This is a genomic window from Winogradskyella poriferorum, assembly GCF_036553625.1.
GTDB lineage: Bacteria > Bacteroidota > Bacteroidia > Flavobacteriales > Flavobacteriaceae > Winogradskyella > Winogradskyella poriferorum.
This window is the reverse complement of record NZ_JAZHOU010000005.1, coordinates 37115-62856: the sequence shown is the minus strand read 5'-3', so window position 1 is coordinate 62856 and position 25742 is coordinate 37115. Positions and strand designations below refer to the sequence as shown.

Below are 25742 nucleotides of genomic sequence, written 5' to 3'. Positions count from 1 at the left end.
TTTAGTAACCTTAGTTGGTAATAATATATTCAACGTTTAAAATTTCAAAGTTATCTGGTACACCAACGTTGGTTATAGGTTCTTCCAAACTATATGTAAAGATACAATTAGAGTTTGCAGGTATTTCTAGACAAGAATTTGAAGCGTCATTTACATAGTTAGCCGTAGAAAATTCAATATTAGTATATACTGTAAAATATGGAATTCCAGTAACATCAAAATCGTTATTGTTATTTAATTGAATTTCAAATTGTAATAACGAAGTATTATTTCCTGTATCTGGCTCGTAATTAAAACTTAAAATTTGATAAGAAAAATTCTCAAGCTTAGGAGGATCAATAACCTCTGGGTCTTCCGGCTCAGGAAAATTACAAGGCACTTCTTGTTCAATATCATTGTAGTAGTATTGATGATTGCCTACTAAATACACTTGTTGTAAAGTAATGGTTTTGGTGCATGCATCTTCAGATGAGCATCCGAAAAAAGTTATAATCGGTATGATTAAGTATATAATTTTTAATTTTTTCAAAAGAAAGTTGCCTGTTTTTTTAAGTGAAATTAGGCTTTAAATATATAAAAATCAAAACACCTTTTTTATACTATTTCGTATAATCCATAGTGACATTACAAAGTTGCCAAAAACTAATGATCCACCATAAAAAAGCAAACGTTTAGAAGATTCTGACCAATTCATAATGTTCAATAAATTAAATAAATAGGCGAGAATTAAATAAGACGACAAGCAAACAAACACAATGCCTAATGAAAAATTAAGATTCCTGTTTGGCTTAATAACTTGCCATAAAAATGGTATGCCAAATAATAAAATTGGATACGCAGAAATACCATCGCTTCTATTTATAATTGTAAACCAATAAGCGACAATACTAATAAAATAAAGGTACGGAATAAACTTGGTGTACTTGCTAATTGCATTCATCTGTTGTTAAATTTTAGGGTTCAGACGTAAATAGCCCAATTAGCGGTTGTATGAAAAGGCTTTTACTATTAATCAATTCTAGAACGACAAGATACAAACTGAAATTGTCTCATTTTTAAAATATAACATATAATTAACGATTTGAAAGGAATATGATGTACCTTTGCGCGCTTAAAATCAGCATCAGTTATGACTAAGATTAAAAACATTGCAATTATTGCGCACGTAGACCACGGAAAAACCACCTTGGTTGATAAGATTATGTACCATTGTCAGTTGTTTCGTGAAAACGAAAACACAGGAGATTTAATTCTCGATAACAATGATTTAGAACGTGAAAGAGGTATAACAATTACTTCTAAAAACGTTTCTGTGGTTTATAAGGACACTAAAATCAATATTATTGATACACCTGGTCACGCCGATTTCGGTGGTGAGGTAGAGCGTGTATTAAATATGGCTGATGGTGTTTTACTTTTAGTAGATGCTTTTGAAGGGCCAATGCCTCAAACACGTTTTGTGTTACAAAAAGCTATTGATTTAGGTTTAAAGCCTTGCGTTGTTGTAAACAAAGTTGACAAAGAAAACTGTACACCAGAAGAAGTACACGAAAAAGTTTTTGACTTAATGTTTGAACTTGGTGCAGAAGAGTGGCAGTTAGACTTTCCGACAGTTTACGGTTCTGCAAAGAACAACTGGATGAGTGAAGACTGGCAAAAGCCAACTGAAAATATAGAGCCATTGTTAGATATGGTGATTGAGCATATTCCTGAACCAAAAATCGAAGAAGGTACAACTCAAATGCTGATTACTTCTTTAGATTTTTCAAGCTTTACAGGACGTATTGCAATTGGTCGTTTAACAAGAGGAACATTAAAAGCTGGTCAGCCAATTTCTTTGGTAAAAAGAGATGGTTCTATAGTAAAGAGCAAGATAAAAGAGCTTCATACGTTTGAAGGTTTAGGACGTTTAAAAGTAGAAGAAGTACAAGCAGGTGATATTTGTGCTATTGTTGGTTTAGAAGGTTTTGAAATTGGTGATACCGTTGCCGATTTTGAAAATCCTGAAGGTTTAAAAACTATCGCTATTGATGAGCCAACAATGAGTATGTTATTTACCATTAACGATTCGCCTTTCTTTGGTAAGGATGGTAAGTTTGTAACATCTCGTCATATTAAAGATCGTTTGACAAAAGAGCTTGAAAAAAACTTAGCACTTAGAGTAGAAGAAACCAATAGTGCAGATAAGTTTATGGTATTTGGTCGTGGTGTATTGCACTTATCAGTATTGATAGAAACAATGCGACGTGAAGGATACGAACTTCAAATTGGTCAGCCACAAGTAATCATCAAAGAAATAGATGGTGTAAAATGCGAGCCTTTTGAAGAAATGACAATTGATTTGCCAGAAAACGTATCTGGTAAAGCCATTGAAATGGTGACGATGCGTAAAGGTGAAATGCTAAGTATGGAAGCTAAAGGTGACCGTATGGTGTGTGAGTTTATAGTGCCTTCTCGTGGTATTATAGGTTTGCGTAATCAATTGCTGACAGCAACAGCAGGTGAAGCAATTATGGCACACCGTTTTAAAGAGTATCAACCGTTAAAAGGTGGTATTCCAGAACGTCAAAACGGTTCGTTAGTATCTATGGAAAATGGTACTGCAATTCCATATTCTATTGACAAACTACAGGAAAGAGGAAAATTCTTTATTGATCCAGGTGAAGATATTTACGAAGGACAAGTTATTGGAGAAAACTCTCGTCAAGATGATATGACGGTTAATGTTACCAAGACCAAAAAGTTAAGTAACGTACGTTCTGCAGGTGCGGATGACAAAGCTAAGATTGTACCAGCAATTAAGTTTTCGTTAGAAGAAGCTTTAGAATACATTCAAAAAGATGAATATGTAGAGGTAACACCAAACCATCTTAGAATTCGTAAGATTTTATTAAAAGAAGTAGATCGTAAACGAAATAAAAGTTTATAGGAATTAATTCATTATAATTTTAAAAGAGAAATACTCAAGAGTGTTTCTCTTTTTTTTAGTCAACAAACATGGAGTTATTAGGAATTACAGGAACAGAATATGTTGGTTATTTAGCCTCTTTTATGGTACTTCTATCGTTCACGATGAAAGATGTAAAGAAACTTCGAATGGTAAATATGACAGGTTGTGTTTTGTTTGTTATTTACGGTTTTCTAATGCCAACTCTTCGTGTTGGTTTGCCAATTATTATTGCTAATGCTGCTATTTTGGGTGTAAATATGTTTTATCTAGTTAAGAGGAAAAATTAAAAGAAGAGGTGTATTTAGAGTAGTTCACCTTTGTGTTCAAAATTTGTGATCTCTCTTATCTTATATGGCCTTGTATTTTGTGTTTCGTAATAGGTTCGCATTTGTAAATCTATTGCAATACCTGTCGTGAAGAGTTGTACACCTACTAATAACAATAGTACACCTAAGATAAGAAGTGGTCGATCTCCAATATCATTACCAAGTATTTTTTCAATCAATAGGTAAATATTAATTATACAGCCAATAGCAAAAAATAAAATTCCAAGGTTTCCTAAGAGATACAACGGTTTTTGTAGATAATTGCGCTGAAACGATATTAAAAGAATATCATTTATAACTTTAAAAGTTCTTCCTAAGCCATATTTAGACTTTCCATATATTCTTCGATTATGGTTTACATTTATTTCTCCTACACGAGCTCCATTTAAATATGCAAGCAATCCTATAAACCGATGCATTTCGCCATAAAGATTTAATTCTTTAGCAATATTCTTTTTAAAAATCTTTAAAGCACATCCATGATCTTTTATATTCAGTTTGGTTGCTTTTCTAATTAAGAAATTAGCAATCTTAGATGGTAATCTTTTTAAAAAACTGTCTTTTCTATTGTTTCTAATACCAACAACTACATCCCAATTTTCGCTGAGTAATTTTTGGTGCATTGTTGGTATGTCAAATGCATCATTTTGTAAATCGCCATCCATAGTTACGATGTACTCACCACTTGCATTATCTATACCTGCTGCTAAAGCCGAACTCTGTCCGTAATTTTTACGAAGTTCAATGAGCTTTACTTTTGGATGATTTAAAGTTTTAATGGTATTCACAGTCTTATCTGTAGAAAAATCATCAACTAAAATAATTTCAAAATGGTAATTCTCTAGAGCGTTATTTATGTTATGAAGTAGTGGTTCAATATTTTCTTCTTCATTATAAAGAGGTATTACCAGAGAGAGAGTAATTTTTTCTGAGTTCATGAATTAGCTGTGTAACACAAAGCTATTATTTTTTAATTAATGTATCATTGTGTTGTTCGAAAAATAATTCTTCATGCTTATAGAAAAAAAAAGAAAGTATAAATTCGTAATTTATTATCTATGTTGATGTCTATTTTAAACTCTATTTCGTACAAAAGAGCAGTTATATTTACCTTCTGTTTTATAGCCTTATTTGGTGTTTTATTGTCCTTTCAAGGTTTTGATGTTTGTGACGAAGGGTTAGCGCTTACGGTGTATCAGCAAGTTTTTAATTGTCCAAGTTGTATTGAGTTTAATTTTTACAGATGGTTTGCTGCTGTTTCAGGCGGCTTGTGGTATCTAATTTTTCCAGATGGTGGAATATGGTCATTTAGAGTTTTAACTGTATTAAGCTTTTTAGTTTCAGCATATTTTGTGTTTAAGTTATTTAAAGGTTATATAAAGCCATATCAAATAGCTATTGGAGTCATTCTTTCTGCTTTCATAAGTGATTTTGGTTATTTAGTGTTTTATCATAATCATCTTACCATATTGCTTTATGTTTTAATTGTTTTCTGCTTACATAGAGGAATTTTAAATAAGAGGTTCTTAAATCTGTTTTTTGCTGGGTTTTTAACCGTTTTTTGCATCTTAAGCAGGTTGCCTAATATTACCTTATTAGCACTGTGCATTACATTTTTCTATCCCTATTTTAGTGAAAAAGACACAAAAGAGAAAAAGCAACTTGTATTCAATTTCTTTAAGTATTACATATTAGGTATCACTGCTGGTATATTATGCTTCTTGCTTATCGCATTTTTATTAAATCATCAGAATTCTTTACTAAATTCATTGTACAGTACAATTGGTCATGGAACAGCGAGTGATGGAAATCATAATGTTTGGGCACTTTTAATGAAATATTTTGAAAGCTATTTGATTGTATTAATTTCAGGGATAAAATATATACTTATTGCACTAGTATGCTTAGTATCTAAGAGCGTTGTAAAAAACAAGTATCTGAATGTTGCTATCAACGTTATTTTTCTTTTGGTTTTTCTAAGATTTTTTAAAGGACAAGATATTTTTGAGCTGTACTTTTTTATTTTTTTAGGTAATGCGCTTTTGCTAATAAACAGAAATAGTAGTTTATCTCTTAAGTTATTGTCTGTAATGGCTTTAATTGTTGCTTTAGTTTTGCCTTTGGGAAGTGATGGCGCATTACATAATATGGGCTACGTTTCTGTTTGGTTAGCAATACCATTAGCTATTGCTTCTCTAAGCGATACGGATTTAAGCTTTTTAAAGAAGTTAAGCTTTAAAGACTATAAAATTAAGATTAATAAATCCTCTGTTTCCATGCTGTTTTTTATAACTCTAGTTGCCTATGCTTCACTTAAAATATATAAAATAAGTAATGAGGCCTACTTTGATTATGGAAGTAGATTGGAGAAAACATATAGTATTAATGCTCCATTGGCTAATAATATATACACTACCGAAAGAAGGTCAATTATTATAAACGATCTTTTGGAAAATATGAGTGATTATGTAAAACCGGATGATTATCTGTTAGCTTATGATAAAATTCCAATGATACATTTTTTGTCTCAAACAAAACCTTACATGAACACACCTTGGGTTTGGGTTTATAGTGGTCAAATGTTTGAAGAAAAGCTCAAAAAGGCTGAAAAGGAAATCGATATACTACCAATAGTTGTTCAACAAAAATTTGAAACTATTGTAGCGTTTTCAGAACCTCTTGATAATTACATGTCAGAAAATGGAGTTGAAAATAATTTACATAGCAATACACGTTCCAAGGCAATGAATAATTTTTTAAGTAGAAATAACTACAAGGAGGTGTGGAGTAATGATTATTTCATCATTTATGAACCAAACAATAAGCGATAAATTGTTTTTGTAAGGAGTCTTTTATAACAGGTAGAAATAAATCATATATCTTAGCTAAATGCAACAATTTGATATTAAATTATATCAATCAACATTAAAAGAAAACTGGAACACCTTTCTCTTAGAAAGTAACCAGCAAACATTCTTATTCCAAAGAGGGTTTATGGATTATCATAGTGATAGATTTCAAGATTTTTCATTGATGATCTATAACAATGGTGAACTAACGGCATTACTACCTGCAAATAAAGTTGATCATGAAATCTATTCTCATCAAGGATTAACCTATGGAGGATTGATTTATAAACCAAACCTAAAGAGTAAAGAGGTTATAAGCATTTTAAAATCAGTTTTAGAGTATCTATCAGAAAATGGAATTAAAACTCTCATGATAAAAGAATTGCCTTTCGTTTTCTTAGATAATCAGACCAATAATCCACTAGCTTATTTGTGTTTTAAACTTAAGGCGCAATTACAGCGTATGGATTTGCATTCTACATTAGAACTAAAATTCAAAAGGTATAATAGAAGTAGAAAAAACGGTTATAAGAGAGGTTTAAAAAATAACCTTACAGTTAGAGAGACGGACGAATTTAAAAGTTTTTGGAATGAAATTTTGATACCAAATCTTGATAATAAACATGATGTAAAACCAGTTCATAGCTTAGATGAAATTCAGCTTTTAAAATCCAGATTTCCAAAGCAAATAAGACAATTTAATGTTTATCATAATGATACTATTGTAGCAGGAACAACTATTTTTGAAACAAAATATGTGGCACACAGCCAGTATATTTCTGGTAATGAAGATAAGAACACACTGGGTAGCTTAGATTTTTTACATCATTACCTTTTAGAAGAGGTTTTTGCTGATAAAAAGTATTTTAATTTTGGGATTTCTAATGAAAATAACGGTCAGAATATTAATGAAGGATTGCAGTATTGGAAAGAAGGCTATGGAGCACATTCAATTACACAAGGGTTTTATAAAATTGAAACTTCAAAATACAAGCACTTAGAAGATATTTATGTATGATTAAGTTTTTAGACCTACATAAAATCAATAATAGATTTAGAGAAGAGCTCCAAGCATCTTTTACTCAGTCTTTGGATACTTCTTATTACATTCTTGGTCCTAATGTTAAGAAATTTGAAAGTGAGTTTGCTCACTACTGCGGAACAAATTATTGTATAGGAACTGCTAATGGTTTGGATGCTTTAACACTTATTTTAAAGGGATACATAGAAATTGGAAAGCTAAAAAAAGGAGACAAGGTTTTGGTGCCAGCAAATACTTTTATTGCAACCATTTTGTCTGTAATTCATGCTGATTTAGAGCCTGTATTAGTTGAACCAGATTCTAAAACTTATAATATCTCAATAAACGAGGTTGAAAATGCTTTAACAAAAGATATAAGAGCAATAATAATGGTTCATCTTTATGGGCAGCTAGCAGATTATGAAAATTTAAAAACAATAGCAAAGAAGCAAAATTTATTGCTAATTGAGGATGCAGCACAAGCACATGGAGCTATTTCTAGTTCTAAAAATATTAAAGCTGGTAATTTAGCGGATGCAGCAGCATTTAGTTTTTATCCAAGTAAAAATCTTGGAGCATTAGGTGATGGAGGTGCGGTAACCACTAACGATAAAGAATTGTTTGAAGCAGTTAGTTTATTAAGAAACTACGGTAGCAAATTAAAATATAAAAATGAAGTTATTGGATACAATAGTAGATTAGATGATTTACAAGCTCCATTTTTAAGTATAAAGCTAAAATCTCTAGATTCTGATAATGCCAGAAGACGGTTTATAGCAAAATGTTACCTTAAAGAAATTGCAAACCCTAAAGTAAGTTTACCTTTCTATGATGAGTCTAAAAATCATGTGTTTTATGCTTTTGTAGTTGAGGTAGAAAATAGAGATGCTTTTATTAATCATTTAAATAAGAATGGTATAGAATGGCTGGTACACTACCCAGTTCCACCACATAAACAAAAAGCTTTGCAAAGATTTTCTTATTTAAAGTTACCAATAACAGAGCAAATTCATAAAAGAATTATAAGTTTGCCAATAAGTCCTGTATTATCTGACAAAGAGGTAAATACTGTGATAGAGGTTATAAATGCTTATTAATTGAAAAAGTTTTTTCACTACATAAATAATGAAGTTTTAGTAAAAGCCGCAAGTCTTAATACGGCTAATATTAGTATCAAGATTCTTGCAGGAATACTAATATCTAAGTTTATAGCATTATTTATTGGCCCAGAGGGTATGGCATTAATTGGAAATTTAAGAAATTTTCTAAGTACAATTCAATCCATATCTATAGCAGGTTTATACAATGGTTTTGTTAAGCTTATTGGGAAGCATAAGAATAACGAGAAGGAGTTAACCAATACACTTTCTACAGTATTTTACTTTGGCTTTTTTGCGTCATTAATTTTGGCTTTTTTATGCTATTATAATGCAGAGTTTGTTAATGAACTTATTTTCTTCAATAATAATTATGTCTATATTATTGAAAAAATGGCTATTGTACTGCCGTTCTATGCCTTAAATATGTTTGTGTTTGCCATAATGAATGGCTTCTCTAAGTACAGGATATTATTAGTTATAAATATAATAGGTCAAATTTTAGGCTTACTTGTAACACTTCTATTAATAAAGCAAGAAAACATCGACGGCGCTTTAATTGCAGTAGTAATTACTCCTGCACTTAATCTTCTGATAACAATAGTAGGTATTGCATTTAGAAAAAATTTAATGTCAATTATCAATATTACGAATATTCAGATTTCAGTGCTTAGAAACTTAACTCCGAATATGATTATGGCATTAGTGTCATCAATTGCTTTGCCAATTGTATATATTATAATTAGAAATTATATTATTTCAGAAATAGGAATTAAGGAGGCAGGTTATTGGACTGCTGTAACAAGAGTTTCAGATTACTATCTAATGTTTATTAACTCATTAATGGCATTGTATATTTTACCTCGATTTGCAGAATTAAAAACCCAAACTGAGTTTAGAAAAGAAGTGTTTAGTTTTTATAAAACTGTTTTGCCAATTTTTGCTGTTATTCTTGGTGTTATTTATTTAAGCCGAAGCTTACTTGTTAATCTACTCTTTACTGAAGAATTTAGACCTATTGAAGATTTAATGGGTTATCAAATTCTGGGCGACTTTATGCGTGTAATGTCTATGGTTATTGCTTATAAGTTCTTGGCCAAAAAGATGTTTACACACTTTATCATTATAGAAGTATTTTTGTTTGTTATTATGTACTTTTCTAGCATTTATCTCATTGATGCTTTTGGGATAAAAGGTGCCGTAATGGGACATTGCTTAAGTTATTTAATGCACTTTGGAATTGTTTTGCTAATTTTTGGTAGTTCTTTATTTGGTGTAATAAATGATGAAAGCATTGATGATTATTAATAGCATTGTGCATGAAACTTCCTGGATTCATAAGAAACAATATTATACTTAAGATTACATCGCTTAATGCATTTGTTATTGCTATTAGGTTAGTTATTTCGGGTTTTACACAATGGTTGTTGGCAATTACTTTTGGGGAAGCTGGAATTGCCAGAATTGGTCAGGTTAGAAATATTATGGGCATGTTAACCAGTATTTCTTCTCTCGGTATTTTTAATGGTATTGTAAAATATGTTGCTGAGCATAAAAATAATAAGACAGAATTAAGTAAGCTTTTTTCAACAGCAACAGTTTTTATTACCATAGGTTCTTTTATTTCAGGAGTAGTTCTCTTCTTTTGTGCTGATCATTTTTCAGAGATTTTATTCAAATCCAATGACTTTACTTTTGTGTTTAGAGTCATTGCTTTTATTGTACCATTCATAGCTTTAAACCGTGCACTATATGGTGTTCTTAATGGCTTATCTGAATATAAAAATTATGCAAGAATAGAGTTAATAAGCTATTTGTTGTCGGCAGTGCTCTTTGTGGCAGCGTTATACAATGGTAATTTAGAAGCAGCAATTTTGGCCATAGCCATTGCACCAGTAATTCAATTGGGAGTCATCATAATTGTGTTCGGAAAAGTTTTAAAACGTTATGTTGACTTCAAGAAATTAACGTTGAGCTTAGACTACAGGAATAGTTTATTAGCTTTTACATTAATGTCCTTTGTGTCTACATTTCTACTTAACTATATAGAGTTAAATGTTATTAGTCTCATAGAAAATAAAATTAATATTAATGAAGCAGGTTACTGGACAGCCGTAAGTTTTATATCAAAAAATTATATGGTTTTTGCTTCAGGTTTATTTACGTTGTATGTAATTCCCAGGTTTGCTAATATTCATACTAAGGAAGCCTTTAAAAATGAAGTTTTTAATATCTACAAAACGATATTACCAATCTTTGGTTTAGGAATGATTTTGGTTTATCTGTTAAGGCACGTGATAATAGATGTTATTTATCCAGATTTTAAAGGCATGGCTCCTTTATTCAAATGGCAGTTGCTGGGTGATTTTGTTAGACTTTGTAGTTTGATTATTGCACATCAATTTTTAGCAAAACGACAGGTTAAAAGCTTTGTGATTACAGAAATTATTTCGCTTGTTCTATTTTATGTTCTTACAATTTTATTCTTAAATTATTTTAACACAGAAGGTGTAGTGATTGCGCATTTAGTAAGGTATGTTATATATCTTATTCTTGTTAGTATATTAATATTTAGATCTTTTAAGTCTAGCAAGTAATAAATAGTAATTAAAACTTTTTATTTGTTAATACGTAACTTGAAAAACATAAAAATGGCCCCATAAAATCGATATGGAAGAATTTTGAAATTATATATGGCATTTTCGAAATTAGAGTAGGTTTTGGTAAGGATGTTAATCCCAAATTCTTCTGAGTCGAACGTTCGCATTCGTTTTAGATATCGTGTTGTTGTATTTGCTTGATTTTTTGAATGAATCAATTGAATCCACAATCTTTTTTTAGTATATATTATATGTTTTTCGCAATTAAACCTCCAAGAAATATGCTCTTTAAATAATACAGTTTTAATATTATCAGAAGCTTCGATTAGACTTATAAATGGATTAAAGGCATAACCTAAATATCTAATATCTTTAGAGTTGTTAAGGCTTAGCTGGTAGCCATTTTTCAAATCAATAATGGTGTTATGGCTTGGAGTGTAAAGCTCTTGAATGGTTTTTACGAAATCTCGATGGATAATGTCATCATTATCTAACCGTGTTGTAATTATAAAATGGTCTTTAGGATTAAGAAGTGATTGTATTTTATTATTTAATTCGGTAGGTAAACCATTAAACCCATCAACATAGATGAGCTTAATATATTCTATGTTTTTGAGTATTTCGTTAATTTTATTTTTAAAATATATAGGTGTATCAATGTCAACCGCTATAATCCAGATAAAATTTTGATTAGATTGATTTTTTACAGATGGTAAACAGAATTTTTGAAAAAGTTGTAACCTGTTAGTAAGCCAAGATTCACTTATGCCCTTTGGAGTATTAGAATTGTTAGATTTCCAATCCTCATTTTTTAAATTAAATCTTGTGATTATAAAATGCTTCATTTATTCTGTTTACAATACTTTAGTCCACATATTAATATATTTTTCCGAAGCTAAAATATAATCGTGTTCTTTTTCAATAAATCTCCTTGCTGCACTTGAAATTTCTAAAATTTTCTCTGGGTTTTGAATGAGCCACTCTAATTTTTTTGCAATACTATTTTCATTAGGTAATGCATTTATTGCAATCTCATCTTCAGTTAAATCATAATGCTCTAACCATTCTGTTTCTGCACCAGTAAATACTACTTTACCTCTAGCCATAGCCTCTAAAGCATTATAGCCTTGGTCGTAAGCATATACTTGATCTAAAAGAATATGACAATTTTTGTAATGTTGTATGTAGTTGCTGTATGGTAAGTCTCTAGTAATAATTATTTCAACCTTATTTGGGTATTTTTTTTCTATAATTTTAAGCGCTTTATCAAAATATATATTACCCTTTTTTACATAAGCACTAGAGTTTATACCGTGAAAAATAATTATTTTTTTGTTCACATCTAAGGGTTGGTATTGTATCAGATCTGTATTTATTGGGTTGGGTGCTAATCCTAGATATTTAGTATGATTTTTTAACGGTAGATGATAGTCCATATCCGATGCTATGATACCATTTACATTATTTGTAATGTAATCACTTAGTCTTTTGCTATTTGGCTTTAGTTTGTTTAGAATAAATCTGAATTCATTTTTTAATTTAGTGTTTTTAAGAAAAGGTGTTAGAATAGAATATCTAAACTTTTTAGTAAAGGCATAATTTACGCTGATGTAGTCAATTCCGCAGGATAACAAAAAGATTGATTTATTGTTTTTCTTAAGTACGTTAAAAAGCTTTATTTCAAGATTTGTGTGAGTTTTTGCTATGCTTTCGTTGTAGATTTGAACCACATCAAAACCTTTTAGCTTTCTAAGTTGTAAATACCACATTAAGGCATTTTCTAGAGCATAAATATTGACTTTACTTATTTTGTATGTTGCTTGAATTATTTTATTTGTTAATCCCTCGCGAGGTAAAACCGATTGTACTTTAATATCCACAGGATATTTTTTAAACCCATCTTGTTTTCCGACCAAGGTAACATCATGGCCTAATTTCTCTAAACCTTCTTTTAACGAATTGTGTAGTCTGCTATATTCACCAACCAGTAAAATCTTCATTTATATCGTTACATTTGCTTTTCAAAGATAGTTGTAAATGATTAAAACCAACACCAAAAAAATATGTATTGTTGTTACTTGCCTTGGTGGTGGTGGTGCCGAGCGTTCTTCAGCGCTTTTATCTCAAATGTTAGATAATTTAGGGTATGATGTGCACATTGTTTCTGTATTAGATAAAATAGATTATCCTTATAAGGGTAAGTTGTTTAATCTGGGTAAATTAAAGCAAAAAAACGATACACTGTTAGGAAGGTTAAACCGACTTTTAATCTTTAAAAAATATTTAAAAACTAACAGCATAGATATTGTTATAGACAGTAGAGCTAGAGTGCAGGCCTACAGAGAGTTTATTATTACAACATTTATATACAAGCTTCCTGCTATTTATATATTGCATAATTACAATTACAAAAAAGCATTTACAAAATACAGCTGGTTAAACAGATTGTTGTACAAGAATAAAAAAATGGTTGCTGTCTCAAAAGCTGCGGAAAAACTATACAAAACAACTTATAAACTAAATGATATTTCTACAATCTATAACGGATTTAATTTTGAAGAGATTTTGAAGCAATCTAACAAGAAGGTTGGTGTTGAAATAGAAAATTACATTATTTACTTTGGTAGATTAGATGATGAACATAAAAACCTAAAATTACTATTAGACGCTTATAAAATATCTCAATTGCCTGAAGCTAATGTAAGCTTGCTAATATTAGGTAGCGGTCCGGATGAAGCTATGCTGCAAGAGTATTCAAAATCGTTAAATCTGGATGATAATGTAGTTTTTCATGGGTTTGAAAAGAATCCCTATCCATACATAAAAAGAGCTTTATGTTCTGTTTTAACAAGTAGGTACGAAGGGTTTCCCATGGCTATACCAGAAGCATTATCTTTAAATGTGCCAGTAGTTTCTGTAGATTGTAAATCTGGACCAAGTGAAATAATTATAAGTGAACAAAATGGACTTCTAGTAGAAAATTATAATGAAGAAGCCATGGCAAATGCACTTAATAGAATGATATTCGATAAGGAATTATACTTACATTGCAAGTCTAATGCAAGAGAAAGTGTGAGAGCACTATCAATGACAAATATCGCAAAACAATGGCAAGCGATTTTAAATTAAAAAATAACCACAGCATGAGTAATGTGAAACATATAAAATTCATAGAAATACCAAAGGTGCATGACGAGCGTGGTTCATTGGCCGTCATTGAAAAAGACGTGTTGCCCTTTGAAATAAAACGTGTTTATTATCTTTTTGATGTGCCTAGCAGCAGTTACAGAGGAGGTCATGCACATAAGGAGCAAGAGTCTATTATAATTGCGCTTAGTGGTAGTTTTGAAGTTATAGTGGATGACGGTTTTTCCAGAGAGCGAATTATGCTAAATAAACCAACACAAGGTTTGTTTATATCTACAAATGTTTGGAGAGAAATTGATAATTTTTCTTCTGGTGCTGTTTGTTTGGTGCTGGCTTCAACCACATATAATGAAGCAGAATACATAAGAGATTATCAGGATTTTAAAAATCACGTCACAGGATAATAAAGCTTTTCTCCGTTAAGTGATTTTAACTTAAGCAATAATCTAACGATCCATCTTGGAGCAAATAAAATGATACGTTGTTCTGGGCGAAGATTTTTTGGATTTATATGGCTGCAGTAAAATTCAAAACGCTCTGTGTTTTTCTCAAGCTTACTTAATATGGCTAAAGGAAAGCGGTTTCTGTCTAAATAACGCTTAAGACTTTTGTTTGATTTTTCTAATTCAAAATACTTGTCGTATTTCGGTTTGTTCCTTACACTAAAAACAGTGTTGCTTAAGCTTTCAGGAACGTAATTATAATAAGCTAATATTTGATTTATAAATACAACCTTGTAGTTAAGTCCAATACGTATCCAAAGATCAGTGTCTTGTCCAGAAACAATTGAGGTATCAAAGTAACCGGTTTTTTCGAGTATCTCATTTTTAAAAACTACACTAGAACTTGTAATGATGGTATGGTCTAAGCTAGATTCAAAAAAGTTTCGAACTGCATAAGTTTTCTCTTGCTTAAAATTATACGTAGCAGCAACTATTTTGTCTTCATATTTGTGTGCAACTGCGGTAGCAAAAACAGATTCGTTAGGAAATGAAATAATGCAATCGTTTACTTTTTTAAGATAATCGGCATCCCAAAGATCGTCACCATCGAGTAGAGCGATAAAAGCATTACTTGCAGCGTTTATTCCTGTGTTTCTACATTGAGAGGCACCTTGATTGTTAGTGCTAATTATCTTTAATCTTTCGTCTTTAAACCCTTCGATTATATCAAGACTATTGTCTGTGGAGCCATCATTAACAACAATGAGTTCAAAATCTTTAAACGATTGTTTTAGTACGCTTTCAATTGTAGCTTTAATGTACTTTTCTTTGTTAAAGACAGATATGATTACCGAAAAGGAAACACTCATTTTTAAGAGTTTAGATGACAATAATAACACAAACGATAGATATCAAAAATAAATAACGAAGGTGAATTGCTTAGAAGATTCTTTTCAAAATTAGGTTTAAAGCGTTTATAAATAAAACTAAAAATAAAGCCTAATCGGAATTTATTTATGGTTTTGTACGTGCGTGAAATTAGAGTGTAATTTGGATCTATGAGATCATTTTTTATAAATAAATTAATGGCCTCTATAGACTCTAAAGATTTTTTTATAAAGGTTTTGCTATCTTCAATACCTAGGTGGTAGGTTGGATTGTCTATATGTTTTACAGGTATGTTGTGTTGTCTTAGATTGTATGAAAATAGGGTGTCTTCGTGTCTAAAGTTAGGTATGTCCTCATTGAATTTTACCGTACTAAAAATGCTTTTGTGAATTAAAAAATTTAATGTCAAAAAGCTAAGATATACATCCTTGTTTCTATCTAAATAATTTAAAGCTTCTCGTTTTTTACCGTAATGCCATCGCAGTGTTTTTAAGTCATCTTGGTCAGTTTCTGGGTACAAAATACCTCCATATACAACACAAGGTTCTTTGTCTATGACAGATATGTAGTTTAGAATAAAGTCTTCTGATATAGGCATTACGTCTGCATCTAAAAACAATAACCAATTGTACTTGGCATCTTGAGAGAGTTTGTTTCTTATAGCACTTCTGCCAATGTTGTTGGGAAGTATCTTAAAGTTACAGTTTTCTAAAGCATTAAGAGATTCATTTTTAGCTACAATGTTATTCTCGGTAGAGCAATCATCGTAGATTAAAATTTCAAAGTTTTGATTGAGTTGCTTTAAACATTGCGCATGCACTGTCGTTACTAACGATACCACATCGTAATTATATGTAGGTATAAGAATAGAGAGCATAGATTAATTCTTTCTCTGCACCACCTCAAAAACCTTATTTTCATCGCACTTTAAGGTTTTGCTCGGATACTTTAAAAGCAAAGCATAATCATGGGTGGCCATTAAAATAGTATTGCCATTTTTATTGATGTCTTGTAGTACTTCCATCACCTCAATACTGGTTTGAGGGTCTAGGTTACCAGTTGGCTCATCTGCTAAGATTAACTCAGGATCATTAAGCAGCGCTCTAGCAATAGCAATACGTTGTTGTTCACCACCAGAGAGTTCATGGGGAAACTTAAAACCTTTAGTTTTCATTGCAACTTTATCTAACACTTTTTCAATGCGCTCTTTTATTTTGTCTTTGTCTTTCCAACCAGTAGCTTTCAAAACAAATTCAAGATTACTATTTATAGTTCGGTCTGGTAATAATTTAAAATCCTGAAAAACAATACCCAGTTTTCTACGTAAAAAAGGGATGTCTTTTTCCTTCATGGTTCTTAGGTTAAAATCTACTATAGTGCCATCACCTTCAGTAAGTTCTAAGTCGCCATAAAGCGTTTTCATAAAACTACTTTTGCCGCTTCCTGTTTTGCCTATAAGGTAAACAAAATCACCTTTTTGCATCTCAAAGTTAACATCAGATAAGACCATATTGCCACCTTGATATATCGTTGCATTTTTAAGTTGTAAAACAGTTTCGGACATAGTTGAAATTGAAAAATTTGTAATTGTAAATGTATTATTAATTCGCTCAATAATCAAACGCTAATCATATTGTTTAAGTACAAAAAGCGTTAAAGAAAATATAAAACCAAACCCTATTTTATAATTATGCAGCTTTTCTATCGTTATAAATTTTGTATTCAATTATATTTGAATAGTGATAACTTATCATCAATAAATATTAATCAAAAGACGACGCTGATGCTAGTTTTAAAAAGACCATTACTTATCGTTTTTCTTACGTTTGCAATGCTGGGATTTGCTCAGAAATCTGCAGTATATACAAGTGAGTTAAAAGATTACCAAAAGGCATTAACCTTATATAACAATAAACAGTATAAAGCTGCACAATCCTTGTTCGACGATATTAAGTATAACACAGATGATGCTGTTTTAAAGTCTGACTGTTCGTATTACATTGCCAATTGTGCTGTACGACTAAACCAGCGAAATGCAGACGATCTTATAACAGATTTTGTTGAAGAATACCCAACAAGTACAAAGCGAAATACTGCGTTTTTAGATGTTGCAGATTACTATTTTGAAAATGGTAAATACGCTTATGCTCGCAAATGGTATCAAAAAGTAGATGAGTCTAGTATAGCACGTACTGAGCGCGAGCGTTTCAATTTTAATTACGGTTACACCTTATATTCTACAAATAGCAAAAAAGAAGCAACAAAGTACCTTAATCGTGTAGCAGATTCTAAAGAATATGGCTCGCAAGCTAAGTATTACATTGGTTATATGGCTTACGAAGGCGATGATTACGATACTGCGAATGAGTATTTTGATCAGGTAAGTGATAACGAAAAGTACAAGGAAAAGTTATCGTACTATCAAGCCGATTTAAATTTTAAATTAGGAAAGTTTGAAAAAGCCATAGAACTTGCTTTAGAGCAATTGCCAAGTAGCAGAGGTGTAGAAGCATCTGAACTTAATAAAATTATAGGTGAAAGTTATTTTAACCTAGAAAAATACGAAGAGGCCATTCCTTATCTTCAAGCTTATGAAGGCAAAAAAGGAAAGTGGAGCAATACAGATTATTACCAAATAGGTTACGCTTATTACAAGCAAAACGATTTTGAAAAAGCCATTTCAGAATTCAATAAAATTATAGATGGTAACAATTCTGTGGCACAGAATGCTTATTATCATTTGGGTGAAAGCTACATTAACCTAGAGAAAAAACAAGAAGCATTAAACGCGTTTAGAAATGCATCTGAAATGGATTACGATTTAAAAATTCAGGAAGATGCTTGGTTAAACTATGCTAAGATTAGTTACGAAATAGGTAACCCTTACCAGTCCGTACCGCAAGTATTAGCAGGCTATTTAGATAAATATCCAGATACAAGCTACAGAGAAGAAGTTGAGACCTTACTGATTGATTCTTACATCACGTCAAAAAATTACAAAGAAGCCTTAGAATTATTAAAAGGTAAAAATAGTTTTGAAAACAAAGTAGCTTACCAAAAAGTAGCTTTTTTCAGAGGAATTGAATTGTATAATGAAACCAAGTACAGCGAGGCTTTAGAGCTGTTTAATAACTCATTAAAAGAACCGAGAGATCCAATTTTTGTAGCAAAAGCTACCTTTTGGAAAGCCGAAACCGAATATAATTTAACCAACTATAACGATGCCTTAATTGGATTTAAACAATTTGTTGGCATGTCTGAAGCTTCAGGATTATCTGAGAATGAAAACTTAGATTACAATTTAGCTTACACGTATTTCAAATTGAAAGATTACACCAATGCTTCAAAATATTTTCAAAAATTTATTGATAATAATTCTGGTGACAGACTACGACGAAACGATGCTTATTTAAGGTTGGCAGATGGTTATTTTGTATCTAGTAAATACCAAAATGCTATCAATGCTTACGATAAAGCCATTCAGATTAATGAAATTGAAACCGATTATGCAGCGTTTCAAAAAGCGATGAGTAATGGCTATTTAGGAAAAGGATCTATAAAAATTTCTGAGCTTAATACGTTTATAGACACGTATCCAAAGTCAGCATTACGAGACGATGCTATGTACGAGTTGGCAAATTCCTATGTAAAATCTAATGAGACTGATAAAGCAATGCAGATGTATGACCGATTAAATTCGGAATACAAACGTGGAGCTTTCACTTCAAAAGCCTTGTTACGTCAAGGTTTGGTGTACTACAATGCCAATGATAATGAGCGTGCATTAACTAAGTTTAAAAAAGTAGCATCCGATTTTCCAAATTCTGGTGAAGCTGTTCAGGCAGTATCTACAGCGCGTTTAATTTATATCGATTTAGGTCGAGTAGATGATTACGCAGCTTGGGTAAAGTCTTTAGATTATGTTGAGGTGTCTGATGTAGAGTTGGATAATACGATGTATTTGGCAGCCGAAAAGCCATACTTAGAAAACGATACTGAGAATGCCATTCGTCAGTTTAATAAATATTTAAATCAGTTTCCTAATGGTATTCATGCGTTAAAATCACATTTCTACATTGCGCAATTGTATTACAAAAAGGATTTATTTGAAACTGCTCAGCCACATTACAAATATGTTGTTGATGCATCTAGAAGTGAATATACAGAGCAGGCAACAGTGAAACTTTGTGAAATTTATCTGAAAGAGTCTAACTGGTCTCAGGCGATTCCGGTTTTAAAAACTTTAGAAGCTGAAGCAGACTATCCTCAGAATGTATTGTATGCGCAGTCTAACTTAATGAATGCGTACTACCAAACAGAGGATTATTCTAGTGCTGAAAATTATGCCGAAAAGGTATTGGCAAATTCTAACTTAGATACTAAAGTGAAGAGTGATGCTAAAATCATCATTGCACGTTCTGCCATAAAAACAGGAAACGAAGACAAAGCAAAAACAGCCTATGCTGATGTAGAAAAAATTGCTACAGGAAGCGTAGCAGCAGAAGCTCTATACTACAATGCGTATTTTAAAAATAAGGAAGGTAAGTATGAAGCATCAAACACAACGATTCAGAAATTAGCTAAGGATTATAGCAGTTACAAGTATTATAGTGCAAAAGGTTTGGTAGTTATGGCGAAGAATTTCTATGCTTTGGGTGATGCGTTTCAGGCCAATTATATTTTAGAAAGTGTGATTTCTAATTTCCCAGAGTTTGATGATGTGGTGCAAGAAGCACAGCAAGAACTTAACAAGATTAAAACCGAAGAAGCTAAAACAAATTCATCAATCGAAACCGACGATAACTAAATTCCTGCGCAGGCAGGAACCTTAGAGTCGAAACTTCAAAACATTACAAATGAAAATCAAGTTTTTAATTTTTATAATCACCATATCAAGCAGTTTATCGATAGTAGCTCAAGAACGAGCAAAGGATACCATTGATGACCAAGTGGTAAATGTTGTAACACCATACAAGCCTACAATTTCAGATGCTTTTAAAATTAAGGATACTCCAAAATTGCAAGACTCTAATTTGGTAAAGAAAAAAGAGGTGAAGTATAATATTTTTTCAATTCCAGTGGCTTCAACTTTTACGCCTGCAAAAGGTAAAGCAGCAACGGTTGATAAAGCAAAAGCTGTGAAGTTATATGATAATTACGCATCGCTTGGTGTGGGTACTTATACTTCAATCTTAGGAGAAGTATATCTTAATCATGAGCTAAGTAATTCTGAAAATGTTGGTGGTTATTTCAGTCACCATTCTTCTCAAGGCGGAATTGAAGATTTATTGTTAGATGATGATTTTTCTACCACGCACTTAAATGCGCATTACTCTCAAAAGTTAAGAGACTTTTCATGGAAAGTAGATGGAGGTTTCGACTTAATGACGTACAACTGGTATGGTTTGCCGCAGAATTTCTTTGGACAAACGGAAGCTGATATGATAGATCCTAGCCACACGTTTAATAGTTTTTATTTAGGCGGAAAAATTAATTTTGAAGATGCTATTATCAATGATGGTAGTGTGCGTTTTAGACGTTTTGGTGACAATCAAGATTCTGGTGAAAACCGATTTGTAGCTAAAGCAGGTTTTGATATTCCTGTGCAAGGAGAAGCTATAAAAACAAAATTATATGTGGATTACATTGGTGGAAGCTTTGATACTGATTACGAGAATTTAGGTGACATTAATTACGGAAATGTTACAGTTGGTTTGTCTCCTTCGTATCAATTAACCCAAGATGATTTAACGGTCAATTTAGGCTTAAGTTTAGTCTATCTTAACGATACCGAACTAAGCGATAATAAGTTTTTTATCTACCCTAATATTGATGCATCTTACCGTTTAGTAGACGAAATATTAATTGCTTATGGTGGAATCACAGGGCAGTTACAACAAAACTCTTACTACGATTTTGCTACAGAAAATCCATTTGTATCTCCAACACTTTATGTTGCTCCAACAGACCAACGCTATAAAGGGTTTTTAGGACTAAAAGGAAAGCTGTCTAATAGTGTAAGTTATAACGTTAAAGGAAATTATTACGCTGAGGAGAATAAAGCATTATTAAAAGCAAATGATGCCAGAGGTGATGCAACAGCAGATTACCAATATGGTAACTCTTTTGGTGTGGTGTATGATGATGTTACTACCTTTTCGGTTGCTGGTGAGTTAAATATTGATGTAAATAGAAACTTTACACTTGGCTTTAAAGGGGAATACTTTAACTATGATATGGATAATGAAGCCGAAGCATGGAATTTACCAAACGTAACAGGTTCTATCTTTATGGATTTACAAATATCTGAGCAATGGTATGCAGGTGCAAGTGCTATTTATGTTGGAGAACGAAAAGACCAACAAGATTTAGTAGCTACGTTATTGCCACAAGATCCAAGTCCTGTTATAAGTTTGGATAGTTATTTTGATGCTAATGCGCATATAGGTTATAAAATCAACGATCAATTATCTGTATTTGGAAAGGTAAATAACATTCTTAATCAGGATTACGAACGCTATTTAAACTTCCCTGTTCAAGGCATTCAGATTTTAGCAGGAGCTACGTATCAGTTTGATTTCTAAAATTCCTGCGAAAGCAGGAATCTTTTTATAGTCATTAAGAACTTGTTTCAGGTTCTCTTTTATGTATATTTAGACAATCAATTTACTACCATGAATAAACAGATTTTCTTCTTATTAGCGTTTCTATTATGTTTAAACCTTTCTTTCGCTCAATATGGATGGACAGATGCAGAAGTTTATTTGAAAAACGGAAAAACACTTGTTGGTGAAGCTAAAATACCTATGATGAGCGCAGCTCTTAATTTAAAGAAAGAGCAATTAAAATATAGAAAAGATAAAAAGGGGAAGAAGAGTAAATACAAGCCTCAAGAAATAGATAGTATTGTATTTACTATACATTATACAGAGCGAGTTAATAAAAAGAAGGTTGAAAAGACGAGGATAGAGACCTATATCCCTGTTTTTTTAAATAAGAAAAAGACTAAGCAAGGCTTTGTTGAAGTACTGGTAGAAGGAAAGCTTAGATTAGTAGGTAGAACTGTAATGGTGCAATCTGGTGGAATGTGGGTTCCTGGACCAGGTGTTAATGCTGCGCCAGTATATCAGCCAGGTTTTATGGGTAGTCATAATCAAGTTATGTTTCTTAGAGAAGGAGAAAAACCTGTAGTATTCAATCAAGCTAATATTTTAAAGTCGTTTAGGAAAAGAGCAATGGAATATTTTGAAGACTGTCCGTCGTTAAGATCTAAATTAGACAATAAAGAATTCAAAATGAAAGATCTTCAAGAGATTGTAAAGTATTATAATTCAAATTGTTTATGATTAGATTAAGGTTATCCTCGCTAAATAATCAAAATGCTCACCATCCATAACTTTTTCGCATTTAAGACCTACGGATTGGCAAGGTGTGTTTAGTGTTTCAAAATCGAGGTAGAGCCACTTCATTGGTGCTTCTTCTTCACCTTTATAGCTAAAGAAATAATCGAGTTCACCATAATAGCTGCTGTTTAAGTCTAGCCAAGTGCCACCATCTTCATCTTCGTACATATAGGATATATCAGATGAATCGATTAAAATTTGTCCGTTAGGTTTCAATAAAGATTTTAGATGGTTTAGATATTTAGCAATCTGAAATATTTCCTGAAAAATACCAGTACCATTCATTAAAAGTAGAATGGTATCAAATGTATCTGTTTCATTTAATAACGCTATATGTTCAGCATTTTTTAGACCTCGTAATTTGCAGACGTCAATAGCTCCTTTTGAGCAGTCAATTGCTTTTACATTAAATCCTTTTTCTTGTAACCAAAGCGCATGATTGCCTGCACCACAGCCAACATCAAGGATTTTACCCTTACTCAGCTGTAAAGCTTTTTGCTCTAGTTTTGGCATTTCAGAATAAGTTCTGAATAAATAGGGAAGTGGTAATTCGTCCTTATCAGATATGTTGGTCCATGTGATAATATCTTCAGAATAATTATCATTCTGATAGTCTAATAGTGCTTTTCCAAAGATGTCTTTCGTCATAGTATTTTTGTTATGCTGAACTTGATTCAGCATCTCATTCTGATTATATTTACAATATGCAAAACCTAATCAATAATCTGCCAAAGCTGGCCAAAGATAAGCATAAGGAAAACAAAACCTTCTTTGCAAAACTTAGAAAAAAGCCACCAAAACAATTAGACTACATTATGCAAGAGTTGCATGAGGAAGAGTTTGAACGTACGGATTGCTTGCAATGTGCTAACTGCTGTAAAACGACAGGACCTTTATTTACGGATAAGGATATTCAGCGCATATCTAAATCTTTCAAAATGAAAGAGCAGCAATTTATTGATGCTTATTTGCGCGTTGATGAAGATAATGATTATGTGTTGCAATCTGTGCCTTGCACGTTTTTAGATGCGGATAATTACTGTATGATTTATGATGTAAGACCAAAAGCGTGCAGAGAATTTCCACATACAGACCGTAAAAAGTTTCAGCAAATTTCTAATTTAACTTTAAAAAATGTAGCTATTTGTCCTGCAGCATATAACATTGTTGAAGAAATGAAAAAACAAATAAAACTGTAATACTAGCTTCGGAATAATTTTTGATACAACTTTAGAAAAAATCTAAATATGAAAAACGTTCTACTAAAATTGTTGCTTGTTGTTTTGATGGTAAACACAGCTACTGTTTCTTCTCAGGAATGGATGACAAATCTAGAAATAGCACAAACTTTGGCAAAAGTTCAAAATAAAATGGTGCTTATGGTTTGGGAAGAAACCACAACGTATCAATATCCTGTTATTGTAAAAGATGAATATGGTAGAACGATATTTATTAATAACCTTTTTGAAGATGAAAATGTAAGTCCTTTAATTTGGGAACATTTTGTTCCGGTTATCGTTTCAGAATACAATTATGCGGATTGGTACGAAGAAATAAAAGACAAGCGCAGTCAAAAATACATCGATAAGTTTAATGACGATAGTATTAAGATTTTGGACATTAATGGTAATATTCTTAATGTTAATTACTACACTGAAGATTTTCAGAATATTACCACTCTTATTGAACGCTATGCTATAAATACGTCTTATGTAGCGCAAGAATTACGAGATTATAAAAAAAACAAGAACTTCTATTCTGCTTATTTTTTATCGTCAAAACTTTTAGATTTAAGCTTGTATTTAAACAAAGATTCTAGAGCAGAAATTGTGGAATGGTCTAATCTTTATCTTGAGGAAGCAGAACGACTTATTAAAGAAGAAGAACAAACTGAGCACAACGCTTTACAACAACGATGCGATTTATTAGAACTTCAACAAGAATTAGTGTTAAAGCGTCCAAGAAAAGTAATACGCCAGTTAAAGCGACTTAAAGATGAAGAAATTGTAGATAGTAATAAGGCATTTATAGCATTTTTATACTACACAGCTTACATGAGTGCAGATAAATCTGAAGATGCTGAGCTGTGGAAATCTCAAATTTCTTCTGTAAATTTGAAGAAAGCACAGTTGCTTATTAATCTCAATAGATAATCTTTTGGAAACTATTATTAACTATTTTGAAACGATTCCGTCTTCGCATCGAAGTTTAATTTTAATTGGTGGATTAACCCTTTTTTGGCTGTTAGAAGGAGGTTTACCATTATTTAAGTACAAGTACAATAAGTGGAAACACGCCTTGCCTAATCTGTTCTTTACATTAACCACGATTATTGTGAATTTCGCATTAGCATCGTTGTTATACTGGTCATCAAGTTGGGTTGTAGCGCACAATTTTGGTATTATTAACTGGTTGTTTCCAGATACGCAGCCTTTATGGCTTTATGCGTTTCTTGGTGTTTTGTTACTAGATTTTTTTGGTGCGTATTTAGCACATTTTGTAGAGCACAAAGTAAAACCACTTTGGATGGTGCATTTAGTGCATCATACAGATCACAAAGTGGATACCACAACAGCCAACAGGCATCATCCTATTGAGAGTGTTATTCGTTTTGCATTTACCTTGTTTGGTGTCTTTGCTGTAGGTACACCATTTGCTTTGGTAATGTTATACCAGGCAATGTCTTTAATCTTTACACAGTTTACGCATGCTAATATCAAATTACCTAAAGGTTTGGATAAAGCATTAAGTTACTTTATTATATCGCCAGATATGCACAAGATTCACCACCATTACAGATTACCTTATACCGATTCTAACTATGGTAATATTTTCAGTATTTGGGATCGTTTACTTGGTACTTATATGTATATGGACAGAGAAAATCTGGTTTATGGAGTAGATGTTTTTCCAGATGAGGTAAAGAATGGTCAGATAAAAGAACTATTGAAACAACCTTTTCAGAAATATGAAAAACCGACACTCTCTGCGGATGTTGAGGAGTAGCATTTTATAATT

The 25742-nt window shown here is 31.8% G+C and carries 23 protein-coding genes; 15 read left to right on the top strand and 8 right to left on the bottom strand.

What is annotated here, in order from left to right:
* Window positions 1-10: 10 nt before the first annotated feature.
* The gene (locus tag V1468_RS13355; protein WP_331810723.1) at window positions 11-529 is read right to left on the bottom strand and encodes a hypothetical protein; all 519 of its coding nucleotides are present in this window, start codon (window positions 527-529) and stop codon (window positions 11-13) included.
* A 600-nt stretch (window positions 530-1129) separates the two neighbouring features.
* Here V1468_RS13355 and typA point away from each other — a divergent pair.
* The gene (gene typA, locus V1468_RS13350) at window positions 1130-2929 is read left to right on the top strand and encodes a translational GTPase TypA (protein ID WP_331810722.1); all 1800 of its coding nucleotides are present in this window, start codon (window positions 1130-1132) and stop codon (window positions 2927-2929) included.
* A gap of 68 nt (window positions 2930-2997) precedes the next feature.
* On the top strand, window positions 2998-3237 hold the full coding sequence (locus V1468_RS13345; RefSeq protein ID WP_331810721.1) for a uroporphyrinogen decarboxylase: 240 nt from the start codon (window positions 2998-3000) through the stop codon (window positions 3235-3237).
* A gap of 14 nt (window positions 3238-3251) precedes the next feature.
* Here V1468_RS13345 and V1468_RS13340 read toward each other — a convergent pair whose 3' ends face one another.
* A complete protein-coding gene (locus V1468_RS13340; protein WP_331810720.1) occupies window positions 3252-4214 on the bottom strand; it encodes a glycosyltransferase family 2 protein in 963 nt (320 codons plus the stop codon).
* A 126-nt stretch (window positions 4215-4340) separates the two neighbouring features.
* On the opposite strand from V1468_RS13340, the gene V1468_RS13335 reads away from it, so the two are divergent.
* From V1468_RS13335 to V1468_RS13315, 5 genes are read left to right on the top strand one after another with little or no spacing between them, the layout of a single operon-like run.
* On the top strand, window positions 4341-6107 hold the full coding sequence (locus V1468_RS13335) for a hypothetical protein (protein WP_331810719.1): 1767 nt from the start codon (window positions 4341-4343) through the stop codon (window positions 6105-6107).
* 58 nt (window positions 6108-6165) lie between these two features.
* Window positions 6166-7143: a GNAT family N-acetyltransferase gene (locus V1468_RS13330; RefSeq protein ID WP_331810718.1), complete on the top strand. Its 978-nt coding sequence runs from the start codon at window positions 6166-6168 to the stop codon at window positions 7141-7143.
* Window positions 7140-8243 carry a DegT/DnrJ/EryC1/StrS family aminotransferase gene (locus tag V1468_RS13325; protein WP_331810717.1) on the top strand — a complete coding sequence of 368 codons (1104 nt, stop codon included), beginning with the start codon at window positions 7140-7142 and terminating at the stop codon, window positions 8241-8243. Before V1468_RS13330 ends, V1468_RS13325 begins: the two co-directional genes overlap by 4 nt.
* Complete coding sequence (locus V1468_RS13320; RefSeq protein ID WP_331810716.1) at window positions 8244-9551, top strand: O-antigen translocase; 1308 nt, start codon at window positions 8244-8246, stop codon at window positions 9549-9551.
* An 11-nt stretch (window positions 9552-9562) separates the two neighbouring features.
* On the top strand, window positions 9563-10840 hold the full coding sequence (locus V1468_RS13315) for an O-antigen translocase (protein ID WP_331810715.1): 1278 nt from the start codon (window positions 9563-9565) through the stop codon (window positions 10838-10840).
* A 20-nt stretch (window positions 10841-10860) separates the two neighbouring features.
* Here the strand turns inward: V1468_RS13315 and V1468_RS13310 are convergent, their stop codons facing one another.
* Window positions 10861-11688: a glycosyltransferase gene (locus tag V1468_RS13310; protein ID WP_331810714.1), complete on the bottom strand. Its 828-nt coding sequence runs from the start codon at window positions 11686-11688 to the stop codon at window positions 10861-10863.
* Window positions 11689-11697: 9 nt separating this feature from the next.
* Entirely contained in the window at window positions 11698-12843 is a 1146-nt protein-coding gene (locus tag V1468_RS13305; protein ID WP_331810713.1) for a glycosyltransferase, read from the bottom strand.
* A gap of 37 nt (window positions 12844-12880) precedes the next feature.
* Between V1468_RS13305 and V1468_RS13300 the strand changes: the two genes are divergently transcribed.
* Entirely contained in the window at window positions 12881-13972 is a 1092-nt protein-coding gene (locus V1468_RS13300) for a glycosyltransferase (RefSeq protein ID WP_331810712.1), read from the top strand.
* Window positions 13951-14394 carry a sugar 3,4-ketoisomerase gene (locus V1468_RS13295; RefSeq protein WP_331810711.1) on the top strand — a complete coding sequence of 148 codons (444 nt, stop codon included), beginning with the start codon at window positions 13951-13953 and terminating at the stop codon, window positions 14392-14394. The genes V1468_RS13300 and V1468_RS13295 overlap by 22 nt, the downstream gene beginning before the upstream one ends.
* Here the strand turns inward: V1468_RS13295 and V1468_RS13290 are convergent.
* Genes V1468_RS13290 through V1468_RS13280 form a run of 3 tightly spaced genes read right to left on the bottom strand, consistent with a single transcriptional unit; the run spans window position 14379 to window position 16885 of the window.
* Complete coding sequence (locus V1468_RS13290) at window positions 14379-15302, bottom strand: glycosyltransferase family 2 protein (RefSeq protein ID WP_331810710.1); 924 nt, start codon at window positions 15300-15302, stop codon at window positions 14379-14381. The two genes, V1468_RS13295 and V1468_RS13290, sit on opposite strands and share 16 nt — an antisense overlap.
* Before the next feature lie 2 nt (window positions 15303-15304).
* A complete protein-coding gene (locus V1468_RS13285) occupies window positions 15305-16198 on the bottom strand; it encodes a glycosyltransferase family 2 protein (RefSeq protein WP_331810709.1) in 894 nt (297 codons plus the stop codon).
* A 3-nt stretch (window positions 16199-16201) separates the two neighbouring features.
* A complete protein-coding gene (locus tag V1468_RS13280) occupies window positions 16202-16885 on the bottom strand; it encodes a cell division ATP-binding protein FtsE (protein ID WP_331810708.1) in 684 nt (227 codons plus the stop codon).
* Window positions 16886-17104: 219 nt separating this feature from the next.
* On the opposite strand from V1468_RS13280, the gene V1468_RS13275 reads away from it, so the two are divergent.
* From V1468_RS13275 to V1468_RS13265, 3 genes are all read left to right on the top strand, one after another.
* Window positions 17105-20128, top strand: coding sequence for a tetratricopeptide repeat protein (locus V1468_RS13275; protein WP_331810707.1), 3024 nt, complete (start codon window positions 17105-17107; stop codon window positions 20126-20128).
* 49 nt (window positions 20129-20177) lie between these two features.
* A complete protein-coding gene (locus tag V1468_RS13270) occupies window positions 20178-21905 on the top strand; it encodes a TonB-dependent receptor (protein ID WP_331810706.1) in 1728 nt (575 codons plus the stop codon).
* Between the two features lie 90 nt (window positions 21906-21995).
* Window positions 21996-22667 carry a hypothetical protein gene (locus tag V1468_RS13265; protein WP_331810705.1) on the top strand — a complete coding sequence of 224 codons (672 nt, stop codon included), beginning with the start codon at window positions 21996-21998 and terminating at the stop codon, window positions 22665-22667.
* On the opposite strand, the gene V1468_RS13260 is transcribed toward V1468_RS13265, so the two are convergent.
* Window positions 22668-23372 carry a class I SAM-dependent methyltransferase gene (locus tag V1468_RS13260; protein ID WP_331810704.1) on the bottom strand — a complete coding sequence of 235 codons (705 nt, stop codon included), beginning with the start codon at window positions 23370-23372 and terminating at the stop codon, window positions 22668-22670.
* A 56-nt stretch (window positions 23373-23428) separates the two neighbouring features.
* On the opposite strand from V1468_RS13260, the gene V1468_RS13255 reads away from it, so the two are divergent.
* Genes V1468_RS13255 through V1468_RS13245 form a run of 3 tightly spaced genes read left to right on the top strand, consistent with a single transcriptional unit; the run spans window position 23429 to window position 25730 of the window.
* Window positions 23429-23923, top strand: coding sequence for a YkgJ family cysteine cluster protein (locus tag V1468_RS13255; protein ID WP_331810703.1), 495 nt, complete (start codon window positions 23429-23431; stop codon window positions 23921-23923).
* A gap of 48 nt (window positions 23924-23971) precedes the next feature.
* A complete protein-coding gene (locus V1468_RS13250; RefSeq protein ID WP_331810702.1) occupies window positions 23972-24877 on the top strand; it encodes a hypothetical protein in 906 nt (301 codons plus the stop codon).
* Window positions 24878-24881: 4 nt separating this feature from the next.
* Entirely contained in the window at window positions 24882-25730 is an 849-nt protein-coding gene (locus V1468_RS13245; protein ID WP_331810701.1) for a sterol desaturase family protein, read from the top strand.
* The last annotated feature ends 12 nt before the right edge of the window (window positions 25731-25742 follow it).